Genomic DNA, 17,045 nt, shown 5'->3' with positions numbered 1-17,045 from the left:
GGCGGTCTAGCGGCCGCCCTGCCTCTGTGCGTCCGAGCGTCCGCGCTCGTAACGACGAACGCGCCGATAGCCGGTGAGCTGTCCTTCCGGGTCGAGCTCGACCTGGTAACTCGCCATCAGGCTCATCGTGTCGGGCACGCGGGACAGCTCGAGGACCTCGATCTCGAGGGACCAGCCGTCCTCCGTCTGTTCGAACGACGACACGTTCTCGGCGGCCATGCCGGTCAGCTCGGCGAGCTGGGTGCGCGCGTTGCGCAGCACCTCCATGGGCTTCGGCCGCCGGTTCTCCGCCACGTTCTCTTCCGTGTCCTCTTCTGTCCCTTTGCGGGAGTTCCGTGAATTCTGTGATTCGGATGAGTTTTTTGTGTTCGACATGGCACCTCTCACCTCGGGTGGCCGCTCGTTCCTTCGCCAAACCTTCAAGAGGGCATCAAGGCGTTCAACCTGCGACGGGCGGGTCCCAGGGCGCGCCCCTTGGCCGTCACTCCGGCCCAGGGATCGGTGCGGGCCTGTTCGACCGCGTCGGCGACGGTCCAGCGGCGGGCGTCCAGGTCCGGATCGTCGAGCTGGTCCCAGGACATCGGGGTGGCCACGGGCGCTCCGGGTTTCGCCCGCACGGTGTAAGGGGCGACGGCGGTCTGCGCGTAGCCGTTGCGCTGTACGTCCAGGTAGAGGCGGTCGCCGCGGTCCTTCTTGCGGGCGGCGGTGGTGAGCCGGTCGGGGTGGCCCGCGACCAGGGTGTCGGCGACGTCCTTGGCGAACTCGCGGACCTCGTCGAAGTCGTGCCGGCCGTTGAGCGGCACGATCACGTGGAGCCCGCGCGAGCCGGTGGTCATCAGCGCCGAGGGCAGCTTCAGCTCGTCGAGCAGTTCTCCGAGCAGCAGGGCCGCCTCGCGCACGAGGGCGAAGTCGTCGCCGGCCGGGTCGAGGTCGAAGACCATCCGGTCCGGCCGCTCGACGCTCCCGACCCGGGACAGCCAGCGGTGCAGGGTGAGGGAGGCCTGGTCGGCGAGGTACAGGAGGGTGGCGGTGTCGTCGCAGACGGTGTGGCAGACGGTGCCGCCCTCCTTCGGGACCTCGACCCGGCTGATCCACTCCGGGTAGGAGTCCGGGGTGTTCTTCTGCATGAACAGGGGCCCGGTGAGGCCGTCGGGATGCCGTTCCAGCATCAGTGGACGGCCCCGCAGGTGCGGCAGCATGAACGGCGCGACGGAGCGGTAGTAGTCGACGAGGTCGCCCTTGGTGTACTCCTTCGCGCCGTCGCCGCCGGGGAAGAGCACCTTGTCCGGCCGGTGCACCTGCACGGTGCGCTTCCCGGCGCGTACGGTCCGTACGTCGTCCCCGCTCACGGCACGATCGCCTGCTCCACGAGAAGCCGTCCGGCGGCCGCGATCGACTCGGCGTCGATGCCGGCGGCGTGCAGCGACTCCTCCGGCGAGGCCGAGCCCGGCATCGTACGGACCGCGAGGCGCACCAGGCGCGGTACGGGCCGGCCGTCGGTGAAGGCGTCGAGGACGGCGTCGCCGAGTCCGCCCTCCTCGCGGTGGTCCTCGACGGTCAGCAGGCAGCCGGTGTCCTCGGCGGCCCGGCGCAGGGTGGCCCGGTCGACGGGCTTGACCGAGTACAGGTCGACGACCCTGATGCGGATGCCTTCCTGCTCCAGCGCCTCGGCGGCCTTGAGCGCCTCGTGCACGGTGACGCCCGCGGCGACGACCGTCAGCCGGTCGTCGTCCGAGGAGCGCAGCACCTTGCTGCCGCCGATCGGGAACTCCTCGTCGGGGCCGTAGATCACCGGGCTCTCGCCGCGGCCCGTGCGCAGGTAGCGGATGCCCTCCAGGCCGGCCATCTCGGCGACCAGGCGGGCGGTCTGGTTGGCGTCGCACGGGTACAGCACGGTCGACTCGTGGATGGCCCGCATCATCGCCAGGTCCTCCAGGCCCATCTGGCTGGGCCCGTCCTGCCCGATGGCGACACCCGCGTGGGAGCCGACGAGGTTGATGCCGGCCCCGCTGATGGAGGCCATGCGCACGAAGTCGTAGGCACGGGTGAGGAAGGCCGCGAAGGTGCCGGCGTACGGCACCCAGCCGCGCGCGGCGAGTCCCACGGCGGCCGCGACCATCTGCTGCTCGGCGATGTAGCACTCGAAGTAGCGGTCGGCGTGTTCCTTGGCGAAGTACTCGGTGCGGGTCGAGTCGCCGACCTCGCCGTCGAGGGCGACCACGTCACCGCGTCCGGTGCCGAGGGCTGCGAGGGCCTGTCCGTAGGCGTCGCGGGTGGCCACTTCCTCGCCGGTGTCCCAGCGGGGCAGTTCGAGGTGCCCGGCGCGGACGGCGTGCAGGATGCGGGCGGCCGGCGGCTCGTGCACCTGGACGCGGAGGTCGCGGACGCCGCCGAGCTCCTCGATCGCCTCGTCGGCGTCCTTGAGCGGCTTGCCGTGCAGTCCCTCGCGGTCCTCGATGTCGGCGACGCCCTTGCCCTTGAGGGTGCGGGCGAGGATCGCGGTGGGCTGGCCCTTGGTGGACTCGGCCTCGCCGTACGCGCGGTCGATGGCGTCCACGTCGTGCCCGTCGATCTCGACGGTGTGCCAGCCGAAGGCCTGGAAGCGGCGGGCGTAGGCGTCGAGGTCGTGGCCGTGCCGGGTGGGGCCGCGCTGGCCGAGCCGGTTGACGTCCACGATCGCGGTGAGGTTGTCGAGGTGCTCGTGTCCGGCGTGCTCGGCGGCCTCCCAGATCGAGCCCTCGGCGAGCTCGCTGTCGCCGCACAGCACCCACACGCGGTAGCCGGTGCGGTCCAGCTTCTTCCCGGACAGCGCGATGCCGACGCCCACCGGCAGGCCCTGGCCCAGTGATCCGGTCGCCGTCTCGACCCAGGGGAGCTTGCGCGGGGTGGGATGTCCTTCGAGCCGGCTGTCGAGCTTGCGGAAGGTCAGCAGTTCCTCGTCGTCGACGACACCGGCCGCCTTGTACGCCGCGTACAGCAGCGGTGAGGCGTGTCCCTTGGACAGCACGAAGCGGTCGTTGCCGGGGTGCGCGGGACGCTCGAAGTCGTAGCGGAAGTGGTTCGCGAGGAGTACGGCCATCAGGTCCGCGGCGGACATCGAGGAGGTGGGGTGCCCGGAGCCCGCGGCGGCCGAGGCGCGCACACTGTCCACACGCAACTGCTGGGCGAGTTCGACGAGCTCACCGGTGTTCATGAGTCTCCTTCCGCGGGGTCCGCGTCAGTGCGCTTGACGGGGCCGGGGGCTTGTCCCGGCTCACCGCCGGGCTGGTTCCTGGCGGGTTCGCCGCCTGGCTGGTTCTTGGCGGGTTCGGGGGCGGGCTGGTTCCTGGCGGGCTCGGGTCCCGGCTGCTGCTTCGCCGCTTCGGCGCCGGGCCGGCTCGTCGCGGGTTCGGGAGCCTGCTGCTCGGGCGCCCGCCCCTCGGACTGCTCCTGCCCGGAAGTCCGCCGCTCAGGCGACTGCCGGTCGGCCGCCCCGCGCGCCTTCGCCTCGGCGATCACCGCCTCGCCCGCGCTCGCCACGTCCGTCGGCTCTCCCGCGCCGGTCCGTACGGCCGCGGCCTCCTCCTGCTCGGCGTGCACAACCCCGCCCTCCCCGTGCTCGATCCGCTCGGTCGCGGGCTTCCCGGGCCCGTCCGGTTCGGTCGGCCGTCCGTCCGGCCTCGTTTCCTCCTCCGTCGCCGCTCCGGGCCCCGAGCGTGCCTCGGCCTCCTCGCGTGCCGTCGGCCGTCCCGGGACCCGTGCCACTTCCGGCGAGGCGGTGTCCAGCGGTACCGACCAGGACCGCACGAGCCCCAACTGGACTGCCTGGCGCGGGAGTACGGCGTCCAGCAGCCAGTCGGCGGCGACCCGGACCCGGTTGCCCGGCATCGCGGCGAGGTGGTAGCCGCGGGTGACGGCACCGGCCGCGAGGCCGGACAGCGGGACACCGAGCGGATTGGCCGCGGCCTTCGCACCGCCGAGGTCCACGACGAAGCCCAGGTCCCGGTGCTCGTAGGGGCGGCGCACCCCGGCTCCCAGCGAGGCGGCGACGTTGAGGGCCGCGACGCGGCCCTGCCGCCAGGCGTGCTGCGCCGTCATCGGCGTGTACTGCCCCGGGTTCTCCAGATCGGGCACCGCGGCCGCGTCACCGCACGCGAACACCTCGGGCCGGCCCGGCACTTGGAGGTTCGGGTCGACGAGCAGCCGGCCGCGCTCCATGGGCAGTCCGAGCGACTCGGCGAGCGGATCGGGCCGTACGCCCACGCACCACACCAGCGACCGGGTCGCGACGAACTCGCCGTCGGTCAGCAGCACCCCCTCCGGCGTGGCCTCCTTCACGGAGGTGCCCATCCGCACCTCCACGCCCCGCTCCCTGAGCGTGCGGTCGGCGGTACGGGAGAGATGCGGGTCGAGCTCGGGCAGCACCCGCTCGGCGACGTCCAGGAGGATCCAGCGCGGCCGCATGCCCTTGCGCAGCGGGTGCCTGCGCACCTGCGCGTCGGTGAAGAGCTGCCCGTGCGCGGCGACCTCGGTCCCGGTGTAGCCCGCGCCGACCACGACGAAGGTGCACCGGGCGGCGCAGGTCTCCGGATCGTCGGCGGCCGCTGCCAGCTCCACCTGCCGGGTCACGTGGTCGCGCAGGTACAGCGCCTCCGGCAGGCCCCGGAAGCCGTGCGCGTGCTCGGCGACGCCGGGGATGGGCAGCAGCTTGTTGACGCTGCCGGCGGCCAGCACCAGCCGGTCGTAGCCGAGGGTGCCACGGCCGCCCTCGGGGTCGGTGTAGTGGACGGTGCGGGCGTCCAGGTCGATGCCGTCGGCCTCGCCGAGCACCAGCCGCACCCGCGGCAGGGTGTCGGAGAGGGAGACGGTCACCCGCCGGGGTTCCAGGAGGCCGGCGGCGACCTGGGGCAGCAGGGGCAGGTACAGGAAGTAGTCGGTCGGGTTCAGCAGGGTGATGTCGGCCTTGCCGCGGGCTTTTCGGGACAGTTCCTTGGCCGTCCGGTACCCGGCGAAGCCGGCACCGACGATCACGATGCGGGGTCGACTCACGGTTCGCCTCCGGGGCTGTCGCGTACCTCGGGAGCCTTCCGCGTCCCCCTGCCCGGTGCGCCCAAACGCCGGTTTCCGCACGGGCCGCCGGGTACTCGGACGGGGCCCCTCTGATCACGGAACCGCCGGAGGTACCCCCCATGCCCGAATACGGCTATTTCCTGTCGTGCGAGGAGTTCGGTCCCGCGGACCTCGTCGAGCAGGCGCGGATGGCCGAGCAGGCGGGCTTCAGCTCGCTGTGGATCTCCGATCACTACCACCCGTGGAACGACGCGCAGGGCCAGAGCCCCTTCGTGTGGTCGGTGATCGGCGCGCTCTCGGAGGCGGTGTCCCTGCCGATCGAGACGGCCGTGACCTGCCCGACCGTGCGGATCCACCCGGCGGTGGTGGCGCAGGCCGCGGCGACCTCGGCCGTGATGACGAACGGCCGCTTCCGCCTCGGCGTCGGCTCCGGCGAGGCCCTCAACGAGCACGTGCTCGGCCATGTCTGGCCGCCCGCGCACATCCGCCTGGAGATGCTGGAGGAGGCGATCCAGGTGATGCGGCGCCTCTTCACGGGCGAGGAGGTCAACCACCACGGCACGCACTACACGGTGGAGAACGCCCGCCTGTACACGATCCCCGACGAGCCGGTCCCCATCGACATCTCCGGCTTCGGCCCGGCGGCCACCGCGCTCGCGTCCCGGGTCGGCGACGGCTTCATCACGATGACGCCCGACGAGTCGATGGTGGAGCAGTTCCGCAAGGGCGGCGGGGCCGGGAAGCCGGTCATCGGCGGCACGAAGGTCTGCTACGGCCTCGACCGCGACGAGTGCGTGCGCACGGTCCGCAAGCTGTGGTTCAACCAGTTCCTGCCCGGCGAGATGGCCCAGATCCTGCCCTCGCCGCGCCACTTCGAGCAGCTGGGACCGCTGGTCACCGACGAGATGGTCAGCGAGAAGGCGGTGTGCGGGGACGACGTCGACGAGCACGTCTCCGCACTGAGCGCCTTCGCCGACGCGGGCTTCGACCGGGTCTACGTCAACCAGATCGGCCCCGACCAGCGCGGCTTCTTCGACTTCTACCGGACGAAGGTGCTGCCCCAGCTCCAGCAGGGATGACGGACGGGGCGGGGGAGCACCGGGGCCCGGATCCCCGTGCCCCGGTGCTCCCCCGCCCGCCGTCGCCTTCAGCCCCGGCGCCGCAGACCGGCGGTCACCGCGGCGCCCATCCCGCCGGCCGCCGCGGCCATGAGCAGGCGGCTCCGGTTCCGGGACAGCCAGTCCTGCGGGCTGGAGGACACGGCCTCGTCGTCGAACCGGCCGTGCGCCCCGAAGTCCCGGCCGTGGGGCCCGTCCGCGGGGGCCCACAGGTTCCCGGGGCCCTCGTGCTCGCCCTCCTCCTGCTGGGCCTCGAAGTTGGTGCGGGCCAGGTAGCGGTCCAGCACCCCCGGTACGACCGCGTTGGCGATGAGCGTGGCCACAGTGGACCCGCCCACCCAGTACTCCCGCCGCCGCGCGTGGGAGGCCGCGTGCACGACCGCGCGGGCGGCGACCTCCGGCTGGTACACCGGCGCCACCGGCCGGGCCTTCCCCGGCATCCGGTTCAACACCCAGTCGAACTGCGGGGTGTTGACGCCCGGGAGCTGCACCATCGTGGTACGGACTCCGCTGCCCGAGTGGAGCAGCTCGCACCGCAGGGACTCGTTGAAGCCCTGGATGGCGTGCTTGGCCCCGCAGTACGCGGATTGCAGGGGGATGCCCCGGTAGGCGAGCGCGGACCCCACCTGCACGATCGTGCCGCGGTCCCGCGGCAGCATGTGGTGCAGGGCGGCCCGGGTGCCGAACACATAGCCCAGGTACGTCACTTCGGTCACCCGCCGGAACTCGTCCGGGGTGATCTGCGTGAAGGGTGCGAAGACCCCGGTGAAGGCGTTGTTGACCCAGACGTCGATGTGTCCGTAGGCGTCCACGACCTGCTGGGCGGCGTCGTCGACGGCCTTGGGGTCGGCCATGTCGACGCTCACGACGAGCGCCTCACCGCCGGCCCGCTGCACCTCGTCGGCGGCGGCCGCGAGACCCTCGCGGCCCCGGGCCAGCAGGGCGACCCGGGCCCCGCGCTCGGCGAAGGCACGGGCGGTGGCCCGTCCCACGCCGCCGCTGGCCCCGGTCACCACGACGACCTTGCCGTGCTTCACGCGTGTTTCCTTCCATGCGCCGCGCACCAGGCGTCACGCCCGGTGGTGCGGCTGCTCGGGGTCGATGTCGTCCTGTCGCGGCGCGGCGCCCGGCTTCGCGGGCGTCTCGGGGGCGACCGGCGGCATGGGCGGGACCGACGTCCCGAGCCCGCTCGGCGGCGCGGCGACTGGCGCCGCTCCCCCTGCGGCCCGGTCCGGCACGGCCGCCGCCTCGGCGTCCCGCGCGGCCGTCGGCCGGGACGCGGACGGTTTGGCCGCCCCGCGCAGTGCGTACGCCACGGCCGCCAGGACCACGGCGGTGATCAGTGCGGCGGCCCAGTCGGGCAGCCCGAGGGCGAGGGCGAGGCCCACGGCGAGTGCCAGGGCCGCTCCCGCGTACAGCGCGACGGCGCCGGACGCGGCGTACAGCATGGCCGTACGGCGCTGCTTGCGCGTCTGCTCGCGCAGCTCCTCGCGTACGGTCTCGCGCGCCACCTGCGCCAGCTCGTCGACGAGATGCCTGTCCAGATGCTCCAGGTGATCCAAGCGCTCCATGGCCGCCGGGTACCCGTGCCGGCGTGCGCGTAACGCCGGGCCCGGTGTGCGCTGCGGGCGGCCGGGTCGGGAGGATCGCGTGAAACGATCTCCGTGTCCCGCCCGCCGCAACTAGGCTCGTCCGCATGGACATTCTGGGAACCACGCTGCGTGTCTGTGTCGACGACCTGGAGGCCGCGGTCGTCTTCTACGAACGGCTGGCGGGCGCCACGGCCCTCCGTTTCGAGCGCGGCGGCGTCCAGGTGGCCGCGGTGGGCTGCTTCCTGCTGATGAGCGGCCCCGAGGCCGAGCTGGAGGTGCTGCGCAAGGTCGCGGCGACCATCGCGGTGAAGGACGTCGACGAGGCCCACCGGCTCCTGAGCGAACTGGGCGCCCGGATCGTCGCGGGCCCGGTGCCCACGCCGGTGGGCCGCAACCTGATCGCGATGCACCCGGACGGCGTGGTGTACGAGTACGTGGACCGCAACGTCACCTAGCCGGACCGGCGCCCTGCGCCCCGGACCGCATGCGGAAGTCGTAGTGCGGCGGCAGCCCCATGGAAACCGCTCCGCGCCGAGTCGGCCAGGGGAGCTGCCGGTCAGGATTGCGCAAAGGCGTCCACGACGATGTCGGTGAGCAGGGCTCCCGCCGTGCCCTCGGGGTCCAGGTCGGGGTCGTAGATGGTGACGTTGAGGCCGGCGCAGGCCGGGGAGGCGAGCAACGGCCGCAACAGCGCCACGAGTTCGGCGGGCTGGAGGCCGTCCGGGTCGGGGCTGTCGACGGCGGGCATGACGGACGGGTCGAGGCAGTCGGCGTCCAGGTGCACCCAGAAGCCGTCGATCTCCGGGGTCTCGAAGGCCTGGGCGGTGGCCCGGGCGAGGGCGTCCGCGCCCCACTCCCGGATGTCGCCGACGGTCACGACGGGGATCTTCAGGGCGGCGAGCTCGGCCCGTTCCTCCTCGAAAGCGTCCCTGATCCCGAAGTACCGCACGTCCTCGTCCCGCAGATAGGGCCTGAGCCCCTCCAGGTCCGTCAGGTCGTCCTGGCCGCGCCCGGTGGCCAGTGCGACCTCCTCGCCGCCGGCCGCGCCGATCCGGTCGGAGTTGCCGGGATGCCGGAAGTCCGGCGAGGCGTCCACAGCGGCCAGTCCGTACCGTCCGATGCGGCGCAGGGCGAGCGAGGCGCCGAGCTGGATGGAGCAGTCGCCGCCGAGGACGACGGGGAAGTCCCCGGCGCGCACATGGCGCTCGACGCGGTCGGCCAGCTTGACGGTGTACGCGGCGACGGCGGCGGCGTTGAAGACCCCGTCGCCCTCCTGCCAGTCCCCGCGGTCGTAGCGCGGCGGCACCACCACCCCGCCCTCCAGGGCGCGCAGCCGCTGTACGATCCGCTGCTCGCGCAGGGCGCCGGCGAGCTTGTAGCAGCCGGGCACCGTCCCGGGGGCGGGCGGACGCAGGCCGAGGTTGGAGGGGGCGTCCAGCACGACGATATTCCGCATGCGGATCATCCTCGCCGACGTACAGTCGGCCGTCCACGGAGATACGCGAGGGAGCGACAGTGAGCGAGCAGCACACCTACCGGGTGATCGTGCGCGGAACCTGGGACGGGCTCACCGAGGAGGCCCGCACCCGGCTGCTCGCCGAGGCCGCGGAGCACGGCATGGCGAGCATGCGGTTCTGCGAGGAGGGCTCGCTGACGTACGAGCCGGCGCCGCTGAAGCACTTCTCGATGCGGTACGTGGTGGTGTCGGACGCGGTGGACGGCGAGGAGATGGCGGGCGCGATCGCCGAGGACCGCGCGGAGCGGGCGCTGCGGGAGCTCGGCTACGGCTTCGGGGCCCTGAAGTCGACGGTCACCGACCTCGACACCATGAAGATCAACCGGAAGACCGCATCTCGGCGGTGAGCGCCCAGCGCTCGTGGTCGCGCCACTCCCCGTCGATGTGGAGCATCTTCGGGGAGAACCCTTCGAGCCGGAAGCCGCAGCTGCGGGCGAGGGCGAGGGAGGCCGTGTTGCGGGGCTGCGCGTTGATCTCCAGCCGGTGCAGCCCCATCGGCCCGAAGGCGTGGCCGATCACGAGCTCCAGCCCCTCGCGCATCAGTCCGCGCCCGGCGGCGTGCGCGAAGGCGCCGTAGCCGAGGGCCCCGCACCGGAAGCCGCCCTGGACGATGTTGTTGATGTTGATGAACCCGGCGATGGCCCCGTCGCCGCGCTCGCCGTCCTTCTCGCAGACCAGGAACCCGGCCTTGGTCGGGTCCTCGATGAGCCGGCCGGCGTACGCGAGGTAGGCGCTCTCGCTGTCCGGCGGGAACAGCCACGGCTGGTGCAGTTCCTTGCTCTCCCGCGCCCGGGCGGTGAACTCGGCGGCGTCCTCGTAGGTGAAGTGGCGTATGCCGGTGCGGGGGCCTTCGGCGAGCCAACGGGAAGCGGTGTGCGGCATTCCGCCAGCCTACGACGTCCTAGCCGCGGCGTTTCATGACATACGCCCCGCACAGCGCGCCGATCAGGCCGGTGGCGAGCAGGGCCGTCCACAGGGGCATGGTCACCTCGGGCCCCAGCAGCCGGATCCTCGTGGCCCGGGTGTTCTCGAAGACGAAGATCAGGGCGACGACGGCGAGCAGCAGGACGGCCAGACGGGCGGGCGCCGCGGCCCCGCCGGTGTCCCTGGTGGTGCCGCCGCTCTCGGAGGTCTTCGGGCTCATACGCCCAGGGTGGGCCCACCGCCCGCGTCCCGCACGGCGAGGGCGCCCCACCGGGTGACCGGCGCCGGTCACCGGCGTCCCGGCCGGCCCCGCGTCAGCGGAGCGCGGGTTGGTCGAGGGTCAACGTGCCCGCGTCGGCGTCGAGTTCCGCGGCCACCCCGAAGGGGATCGTCAGCGCCCCCTCGCAATGCCCGAACCCGAACTCCTCGACGACGGGTACGCCCAGGCCGCCGAGCCGGTCGAGGAGCAGCGCCCGCACCCTCTCGTACGGCTCGCACCTCTCCCACGAGCCGAGGAGCACCCCGCGCACCCCGTCGAACCAGCCGGCGCGCAGGAGTTGGGTGAGGTAGCGGTCGAGGCGGTACGTCTCCTCGCCGACGTCCTCCAGGCAGAGCAGTCCACCGCGTGCTCCGGGCCGGGCGTGCGCGGAGCCCAGTTCGGAGGCGAGCAGGCACAGACAGCCGCCCAGGGTGACACCGCGGGCCCGGCCGGGGACGAGGGCCGTGCCGCCGGAGGCGATCGTGCGGACCGTGTCCGGCGCGAACAGCGTGGCCCGCAGGTGCTCCTGGGCGCGGGCGTTCTTGATGAAGTCGACACCGGCGGCCATCGGGCCGTGCAGGGTGACCAGGCCGAGCCGGGCGGCGAACGCCTCGTGCAGCGCGGTGACGTCGCTGAACCCGACCAGCACCTTCGGCCCGGCCGCGCGCAGCGCGTCCCAGTCGAGCAGGTCCACCATGCGCAGCACGCCGTATCCGCCGCGGGCGCACAGCACGGCGTCCACGGAGGGGTCGCACCAGGCGTTCTGGAGGTCGGCCGCCCGGTCGGCGTCCGTGCCTGCCAGGTAGGTGAACTCACTGTGCCGGTCGAGGACATGGGGTGCCACGACCGGGTCGAGGTCCCAGCCGCGCAGGACGTCCAGGCCGGCCTGGAGGCGTTCCTCCGGCACCGGTCCGCTGGGGGCGACGACGGCCACGCGGGCTCCGGGCGCGAGCCTGGGCGGCCGTACGAGTTCCTTCACCTGGTGAGCTCCAATGTCGGGACGCCGGGCGGGTTCAGCCCGAACACCTGGGCGTACAGGGAGAGTTCGGCCTCCAGGGCGCGGATCATCGTGTCCGCGCGGCGGAATCCGTGCCCCTCCCCCTCGAAGGCGAGGTAGGCGTGCGGCACCTGCCGGCCGGCGATCCGGGCGAGGAACCGCTCGCACTGTGCGGGCGGGCAGATCACGTCGTCCAGGCCCTGGAGCAGCAGGAAGGGCGCGGTGACCCGGTCGGCGTGCTCGACGGGCGAGCGTTCCGCGTACCGTCCGGGGACCTCGGCGAGCGGTCCGACCAGGCTCTCCAGGTACTGGGACTCGAAGTCGTGGGTCTCGCCGGTGCCCCAGCCGGTCAGGTCGAGGATCGGGTAGACGATCGTGCCGCAGGCGTAGACGTCGGTCGTGGTGAGCGAGGCGGCCGCGGTCCAGCCGCCCGCGCTGCCGCCGCGGACGGCGACCCGGTCGCGGTCGGCGGTGCCCTCGTCGGCGAGGGCGAGCGCGACGGCAGCGCAGTCCTCGACGTCGACCACGCCCCACTGTTCGCGCAGCCGGTTGCGGTACTCCCGGCCGTACCCGGTCGAGCCGCCGTAGTTGACCTCGGCGACGCCGATGCCGCGCGAGGTGAAGTAGGCGATCGAGAGGTCGAGGACGAGGGGCGCGTGGCCGGTGGGCCCGCCGTGCGCCCAGACGACGTACGGGGGCAGCTCGTCGCCCGGGGCCCGGCAGCCGGGGTGGTGCGGCGGGTAGACGTGGGCGTGGATGTCGCGGCCGTCGGGCCCGGTGAAGACGCGGATCTGCGGTTCGGGGTAGTACGCGGGGTCGACCGGGTCGTCGTGCTCGGCGCCGATCACCCGGGCCCGTCCCGTACGGGCGTCCAGTTCGACGACCTCGTGGGCGGTGCGCGGGCTGGCGCCCACGGCGACGACCCGCTCGCCGTGCACCGCGAGGGTGGGCGCGAACTCGGTCCAGGGGCCGGCCGCGTCGACGAGCTCACCGGTCTCGGGGTCGAGTATCGCGAGGGCGGTCGAGCCGGTGCCGTGCACGACGGCGATCAGTCCGTTGTCCAGCGGGGCGAACCAACGGTGCCCGAGCTTCCACAGGGCGCCGCCGAACTCCTCCTCGCGCGGGCAGAGTTGCTCCCCGTCGCGGTAGAGGTTCCACCAGCCGGTGCGGTCGCTCGCGTACAGAAGGCGGCCGTCGGGCGACCAGTCGGCCTGGGCGATGGACTCCTCCGGGCCGCCGGCCACCGTGCGGGGTTCCCGCAGCGTGCCCTCGTGGACCTCGGCGACGACCAGTTCGGTGCCGTCCCAGGGCATGCGCGGGTGGTCCCAGGCGAGCCAGGCCGCGCGCGAGCCGTCGGGGGAGAGACGGGGCCCGGTGACGAACCGGTGGCGGTCGTCGGTGAGTTCACGCACCGCGTCCCGGTCCTGCACGGCCGAGCCGTCCAGCGGCACGGCGGCCAGGACCCGGCGGACGTCGGTGGGCCCGTCGCCGGTGAACTCCTCCAGGACGCACCACACCTCGCCCAGGTCGGGTCTCAACTGCGGCTCCGCCCAGCGCAGTCCGCCGCCGACCGGGGAGACGGGCGTGAGGGGGCGCGGCTCGCTCCCGGGCTCGTACCGGTACAGCCGCTGGTCGGCGAAGTGCACGAACACGACGAGCGGTGCGCCGGCCACCACCGCGCCCGCCCAGGGGTGACCGCCGTACTCGATGACCCGGCTGCGCACGTTCCACGGCGCGGGCAGCACCGGCTCCTCCCGGCCGTCGGCGCGCCTGCGCACCAGGGTGCGGCGGCCGCTCTCGGCGGGCCGGGGCTCGGTCCACCACACCTCGTCGCCGACGAAGCCCAGCCATTCGGGGTGGCCGTCGTGCGCGGCGGCGAGCGCCGCGTCGATGGGCGAGGGCCAGGAACCGTATGCCAAGGTCTGCACGTTCTCCCCCACTTGCTCAGGCCGTCCTCAGGAAGCGGTCGAGTACCCGTACGCCGAAGTGCAGTGCCTCGACGGGGACCCGCTCGTCGACCCCGTGGAACAGGGCCTGGTAGTCGAAGCCCTCGGGGAGCTTCAGGGGCGCGAACCCGTATCCGGTGATGCCGAGGCGGGAGAACTGCTTGGCGTCCGTGCCGCCGGACATGCAGTACGGCACCACGGACCCCTCGGGCGCGAACTCCTCCACCGCGGCCCGCATCCGGGCGTACGTCGGTGAGTCAACCGGCGCCTGGAGGGCGACCTCCCGGTGGCTGTACTCCCAGTGCACGTCGGGGCCGGTGAGCAGGTCGAGGGTCGCGCGGAACTCGTCCTCGCCGCCGGCCAGATAGCGGCCGTCGACGTAGGCCACGGCCTCCCCCGGGATCACATTCAGCTTGTAACCGGCTTCCAGCATGGTCGGGTTGGCGCTGTTGCGGACGGTCGCCTCGACCAGCTTGGCCGCCGGGCCCAGCTTCTCCAGGAGCCCGTCCACGTCGCTCAGATCGGTCTCGATGCCGTAGAGCGCGGCGAGTTCGGTGAGGGCCGCGCGGACGGTCGGGGTGAGCCTGAGCGGCCACTCGTGCTCGCCGATGCGGGTCACGGCGGCGGCGAGCCGGGTAACCGCGTTCTCCTTGTTGACCTTGGAGCCGTGTCCGGCGCGGCCGTGCGCGGTGAGCTTGAGCCAGCCGGTGCCGCGCTCCCCCGCCGCGATCGGGTAGATCTGCCGCCCGGCGCCGTCGTGGAAGGTGAACGCACCGGACTCGCTGACCCCTTCGGTGCAGCCCTCGAAGAGCTCCGGGTGCTCGTCGGCGAGGAACCCGGAGCCGTCCTCGGCGCTGGCCTCCTCGTCCGCGGTGAACGCGATCACCATGTCCCGCCGAGGCCGTACGCCGTGCCGGGCCCAGGACCGCACCACGGCCAGGATCATCGCGTCCATGTTCTTCATGTCGACCGCGCCGCGCCCCCACACGACGCCGTCGCGGACCTCCCCGGAGAAGGGGTGCACACTCCAGTCGGCGACCTCGGCGGGCACCACGTCCAGATGACCGTGGACGAGCAGGGCCTTTGCCGACGGGTCGGTGCCCTCGATCCGGGCGACGACGTTGGTGCGCCCCTTGGTGCGCTCCAGCATCAGGGGCTCGAGGCCCGCCCCGGCCAGCTGTTCGGCCGCGTACTCGGCGGCTGGACGCTCCTGGCAGTCGCCGCCCCCGCGGTTGGTGGTGTCGATGCGGATGAGGTCGGACGTGAACCGGACGACCTCGTCCAGTGCCTGCTGGTCAGCCATACTGCTCCTCCACGGCGGCCGAGACGATGGTGGTGACCGCCTTGAAGGTACGGATTCCCGCGTACATGGTCCCGCTCGTGTACGCCACCTTCCGTGCCCCGGTCCGCTCGACGCCCGGCACCACGGTGGCGGCCATGGCGAGATGCTCGGCGTCGAACTCGACCGCGATCGTGAACGGGCCCGCCTGCGCGGGTTCCTGACGAACCGCCAGTTGTGCGGCTTCCTTGGCCGCGGCCCGGATGTCGGCGGCGGTGCGGGCCGGGGTACGGCACACGGCCGCGTACCGCGAGACATGGTCCTTGACGGCGACCTTCAACGCCCCGGGCGCGTACCCGAGGGCGTCCTCGCAGGCCACGTCGTCCCCGGTGACGAGGACGACGGGGACGCCGTACTCCGCGACCACGTGCGCGTTGAGGTACCCCTCGCTGGCGGGCACGTCGTTCAGCCACACCCCGGTGATGGAGTTGGCGAGGTAGGTGTGGGCGAGGACGCCCTCCTGGCCCGCGCCCGCGTGGTAGCCGACGAAGGCGATGCCGTCGACGTCGCCGTGCTGGACGCCCTCGACCATGGAGAGCGACTTGTGCCGCCCCGTGAGCATCTGGACGCGCTCGTCGAGCCGCTCCAGGAGCAGGTTGCGCATGGTCCAGTGGGCCTCGTTGACGAGGACCTCGTCGGCTCCCCCGTCGAAGAAGCCCAGCACGGCGGCGTTCACGTCCGAGGTGAACATCGACCGGCAGCGCTCCCACTGCGCTGTGCCCGGCAGCACGTCGGCCGGCCAGGTCACGCCGGTGGCGCCCTCCATGTCGGCGCTGATCAGGATCTTCATGGTCCGCCACGTTACGCGCCGCGGAGGTTTGCGTCGCCCGCGAGGGGTGAGGCGAACCGAATGCGGCTCACCCCCGCCGCACAGGCAACCCCTGGAAGACGCGTATTCTCCCTCGCGGGTTCCACAGGAGACGGACAGGGAGAAGCGTGAGCGACACCGCACAGCCCGTACGGACGGCACGAGGGACGGCCGCGACCGCCGCGCCGGGGAACCCGGCCGGGCGACCGAAGCAGCGCGACGCGTTCTTCGACAACGCCAAGTACCTGGCGATCGTGCTCGTCGCGATGGGCCACGCCTGGGAGCCGCTGCGCTCCGACAGCCGTGCCGTCACCGCGCTGTACACGCTCGTCTACGCCTTCCACATGCCCGCCTTCATCATCATCTCGGGCTATTTCTCCCGCTCGTTCGACGCGAGCCCGGCGAAGATCAAGCGGCTGGTCACCGGAGTCGTCGTCCCCTATGTCGTGTTCGAGACGGCGTACACCCTTTTCACCCGGTGGTCGGACGGCGTCCCGGACCGCCCGGTCAGCCTCCTCGACCCGCTGTACCTGACCTGGTTCCTGGCCGCCCTCTTCATCTGGCGGCTGACCACGCCCATCTGGCGCTGCGTGCGGTGGCCGCTGCCGATCGCCCTCGCGGTCGCCGCACTCGCCACGCTCAGCCCGTCCATCGGCCACGACCTCGACCTCCAGCGGACCCTGCAGTTCCTGCCGTACTTCGTGCTCGGTCTGTGCCTGCGTCCTGAGCACTTCTCCCTGGTGCACACATGGCGGGTGCGGCTGCTCGCGGTACCGGTCCTCGCGGGCGCGCTGGTGTTCTCGTACTGGGCGGTGCCGCGCATGGACTACGCGTGGTTCTTCCACCGCGACGCCGCCGAGCACTTCGGGGTGCCCGCCTGGTACGGCCCGCTGATGACCCTGGCCCTCTTCGGCTGCTCCCTCGTCCTGGTCGCCTGCTTCCTGTCCTGGGTGCCGGGGCGCCGCATGTGGTTCACGGCCCTGGGCGCGGGCACCCTGTACGGCTATCTGCTGCACGGTTTCGTCGTGCAGGCCGGCAACCACTTCGACTGGGCCGGCCACCGCTGGCCGCACACGCCGCTGGGCGCGATCGCCGTGACGCTGGTCGCCGGTGCGGTGGTGACCGTGCTGTGCACCGCGCCCGTACGGCGGGTCTTCCGCTGCGTGATGGAGCCCCGGATGGAGTGGGCGTTCCGGAAGACCTCGCCGGTCACGGGCTCGACGCCCACCCGGGCGCGCCGCTAGGACTGCGCTCAGGGAGAAGCACGCCCGCCCCTCCCCGTGACCGCCCGAACCGCCCGAACCGCCCGGACCGCCGGCTACCGTCCGCCGGCGCGGCGGAGCCGGCGATCCCACCGACCCCGCCCCGCCCGTCAGGCGGTGCGGCCCACCACCCACCACTTCGAGGGCAGCTCGATCCGGGTGCCGTCGGACCGGTACTCGGTGGTGATGAGCGGCAGTTCTCCGCTCGCCACCACGGTCAGCCCGGCCGCCCCGA

17 protein-coding genes and 1 pseudogene are annotated in these 17,045 nt (G+C 72.8%); 4 read left to right on the top strand and 14 right to left on the bottom strand.

The features are described 5' to 3' along the window. Positions 1–6 precede the first annotated feature (6 nt). The 4 genes from AOJ26_RS23650 to AOJ26_RS23635 are packed head-to-tail and all read right to left on the bottom strand — an operon-like array spanning position 7 to position 5,028. Complete coding sequence (locus tag AOJ26_RS23650; RefSeq protein ID WP_078960008.1) at positions 7–375, bottom strand: gas vesicle protein; 369 nt, start codon at positions 373–375, stop codon at positions 7–9. Between the two features lie 44 nt (positions 376–419). After that, positions 420–1,349: a non-homologous end-joining DNA ligase gene (gene ligD / locus AOJ26_RS23645; protein WP_053850357.1), complete on the bottom strand. Its 930-nt coding sequence runs from the start codon at positions 1,347–1,349 to the stop codon at positions 420–422. After that, positions 1,346–3,193 carry a transketolase gene (locus tag AOJ26_RS23640; RefSeq protein WP_053850356.1) on the bottom strand — a complete coding sequence of 616 codons (1,848 nt, stop codon included), beginning with the start codon at positions 3,191–3,193 and terminating at the stop codon, positions 1,346–1,348. The genes ligD and AOJ26_RS23640 overlap by 4 nt, the downstream gene beginning before the upstream one ends. Next, on the bottom strand, positions 3,190–5,028 hold the full coding sequence (locus AOJ26_RS23635; protein ID WP_053850355.1) for an NAD(P)/FAD-dependent oxidoreductase: 1,839 nt from the start codon (positions 5,026–5,028) through the stop codon (positions 3,190–3,192). The genes AOJ26_RS23640 and AOJ26_RS23635 overlap by 4 nt, the downstream gene beginning before the upstream one ends. Positions 5,029–5,168: 140 nt before the next feature. On the opposite strand from AOJ26_RS23635, the gene AOJ26_RS23630 reads away from it, so the two are divergent. Next, positions 5,169–6,128 carry an LLM class F420-dependent oxidoreductase gene (locus tag AOJ26_RS23630; RefSeq protein ID WP_053850354.1) on the top strand — a complete coding sequence of 320 codons (960 nt, stop codon included), beginning with the start codon at positions 5,169–5,171 and terminating at the stop codon, positions 6,126–6,128. 68 nt (positions 6,129–6,196) lie between these two features. Here AOJ26_RS23630 and AOJ26_RS23625 read toward each other — a convergent pair whose 3' ends face one another. Next, positions 6,197–7,204 carry an SDR family oxidoreductase gene (locus AOJ26_RS23625; protein ID WP_053850353.1) on the bottom strand — a complete coding sequence of 336 codons (1,008 nt, stop codon included), beginning with the start codon at positions 7,202–7,204 and terminating at the stop codon, positions 6,197–6,199. Positions 7,205–7,237: 33 nt separating this feature from the next. Beyond that, the gene (locus AOJ26_RS23620) at positions 7,238–7,738 is read right to left on the bottom strand and encodes a phage holin family protein (protein ID WP_053850352.1); all 501 of its coding nucleotides are present in this window, start codon (positions 7,736–7,738) and stop codon (positions 7,238–7,240) included. Between the two features lie 125 nt (positions 7,739–7,863). On the opposite strand from AOJ26_RS23620, the gene AOJ26_RS23615 reads away from it, so the two are divergent. Further along, positions 7,864–8,214 carry a VOC family protein gene (locus AOJ26_RS23615; protein ID WP_053850351.1) on the top strand — a complete coding sequence of 117 codons (351 nt, stop codon included), beginning with the start codon at positions 7,864–7,866 and terminating at the stop codon, positions 8,212–8,214. A 101-nt stretch (positions 8,215–8,315) separates the two neighbouring features. Here the strand turns inward: AOJ26_RS23615 and AOJ26_RS23610 are convergent, their stop codons facing one another. After that, positions 8,316–9,215 carry an arginase family protein gene (locus tag AOJ26_RS23610; protein WP_053850350.1) on the bottom strand — a complete coding sequence of 300 codons (900 nt, stop codon included), beginning with the start codon at positions 9,213–9,215 and terminating at the stop codon, positions 8,316–8,318. A gap of 59 nt (positions 9,216–9,274) precedes the next feature. Between AOJ26_RS23610 and AOJ26_RS23605 the strand changes: the two genes are divergently transcribed. After that, positions 9,275–9,622: a DUF6204 family protein gene (locus tag AOJ26_RS23605; protein WP_053850349.1), complete on the top strand. Its 348-nt coding sequence runs from the start codon at positions 9,275–9,277 to the stop codon at positions 9,620–9,622. Here the strand turns inward: AOJ26_RS23605 and AOJ26_RS23600 are convergent. The 6 genes from AOJ26_RS23600 to AOJ26_RS23575 form a co-directional block, all read right to left on the bottom strand. Continuing rightward, a complete protein-coding gene (locus tag AOJ26_RS23600) occupies positions 9,594–10,157 on the bottom strand; it encodes a GNAT family N-acetyltransferase (protein WP_053850348.1) in 564 nt (187 codons plus the stop codon). The two genes, AOJ26_RS23605 and AOJ26_RS23600, sit on opposite strands and share 29 nt — an antisense overlap. A gap of 19 nt (positions 10,158–10,176) precedes the next feature. Beyond that, the gene (locus AOJ26_RS23595) at positions 10,177–10,419 is read right to left on the bottom strand and encodes a LapA family protein (RefSeq protein ID WP_053850347.1); all 243 of its coding nucleotides are present in this window, start codon (positions 10,417–10,419) and stop codon (positions 10,177–10,179) included. Between the two features lie 94 nt (positions 10,420–10,513). Further along, a complete protein-coding gene (locus AOJ26_RS23590) occupies positions 10,514–11,437 on the bottom strand; it encodes a S66 peptidase family protein (protein ID WP_053850346.1) in 924 nt (307 codons plus the stop codon). Further along, positions 11,434–13,383 carry an LpqB family beta-propeller domain-containing protein gene (locus AOJ26_RS23585; RefSeq protein ID WP_234358657.1) on the bottom strand — a complete coding sequence of 650 codons (1,950 nt, stop codon included), beginning with the start codon at positions 13,381–13,383 and terminating at the stop codon, positions 11,434–11,436. Before AOJ26_RS23585 ends, AOJ26_RS23590 begins: the two co-directional genes overlap by 4 nt. A gap of 16 nt (positions 13,384–13,399) precedes the next feature. Continuing rightward, positions 13,400–14,704, bottom strand: coding sequence for a M20/M25/M40 family metallo-hydrolase (locus AOJ26_RS23580; RefSeq protein ID WP_053850344.1), 1,305 nt, complete (start codon positions 14,702–14,704; stop codon positions 13,400–13,402). Then, positions 14,697–15,530, bottom strand: a complete 834-nt coding sequence (locus AOJ26_RS23575; RefSeq protein WP_053850343.1) for a M55 family metallopeptidase — start codon at positions 15,528–15,530, stop codon at positions 14,697–14,699. The genes AOJ26_RS23580 and AOJ26_RS23575 overlap by 8 nt, the downstream gene beginning before the upstream one ends. A 146-nt stretch (positions 15,531–15,676) precedes the next feature. Here AOJ26_RS23575 and AOJ26_RS23570 point away from each other — a divergent pair, with 146 nt between their 5' ends. Continuing rightward, positions 15,677–16,792: an acyltransferase family protein gene (locus tag AOJ26_RS23570; RefSeq protein WP_053850342.1), complete on the top strand. Its 1,116-nt coding sequence runs from the start codon at positions 15,677–15,679 to the stop codon at positions 16,790–16,792. Positions 16,793–16,920: 128 nt separating this feature from the next. Here AOJ26_RS23570 and AOJ26_RS42970 read toward each other — a convergent pair. Next, positions 16,921–17,045 (bottom strand): annotated as a pseudogene (locus tag AOJ26_RS42970) (SAM-dependent methyltransferase); the annotation flags it as partial.

This window comes from Streptomyces sp. NRRL B-24085, assembly GCF_001282115.1.
Taxonomy (GTDB): domain Bacteria; phylum Actinomycetota; class Actinomycetes; order Streptomycetales; family Streptomycetaceae; genus Streptomyces.
This window is presented reverse-complemented; position numbering and strand designations above follow the sequence as displayed.

Bases quoted from the DNA above. Each gene is read 5' to 3' on its own strand.
- AOJ26_RS23580 (WP_053850344.1), bottom strand. From the start codon at position 14,704: ATGGCTGACCAGCAGGCACTGGACGAGGTCGTCCGGTTCACGTCCGAC.
- AOJ26_RS23610 (WP_053850350.1), bottom strand. From the start codon at position 9,215: ATGCGGAATATCGTCGTGCTGGACGCCCCCTCCAACCTCGGCCTGCGT.
- AOJ26_RS23620 (WP_053850352.1), bottom strand. From the start codon at position 7,738: ATGGAGCGCTTGGATCACCTGGAGCATCTGGACAGGCATCTCGTCGAC.
- AOJ26_RS23600 (WP_053850348.1), bottom strand. From the start codon at position 10,157: ATGCCGCACACCGCTTCCCGTTGGCTCGCCGAAGGCCCCCGCACCGGC.
- AOJ26_RS23575 (WP_053850343.1), bottom strand. From the start codon at position 15,530: ATGAAGATCCTGATCAGCGCCGACATGGAGGGCGCCACCGGCGTGACC.
- AOJ26_RS23615 (WP_053850351.1), top strand. From the start codon at position 7,864: ATGGACATTCTGGGAACCACGCTGCGTGTCTGTGTCGACGACCTGGAG.
- AOJ26_RS23595 (WP_053850347.1), bottom strand. From the start codon at position 10,419: ATGAGCCCGAAGACCTCCGAGAGCGGCGGCACCACCAGGGACACCGGC.
- AOJ26_RS23630 (WP_053850354.1), top strand. From the start codon at position 5,169: ATGCCCGAATACGGCTATTTCCTGTCGTGCGAGGAGTTCGGTCCCGCG.
- AOJ26_RS23650 (WP_078960008.1), bottom strand. From the start codon at position 375: ATGTCGAACACAAAAAACTCATCCGAATCACAGAATTCACGGAACTCC.
- AOJ26_RS23640 (WP_053850356.1), bottom strand. From the start codon at position 3,193: ATGAACACCGGTGAGCTCGTCGAACTCGCCCAGCAGTTGCGTGTGGAC.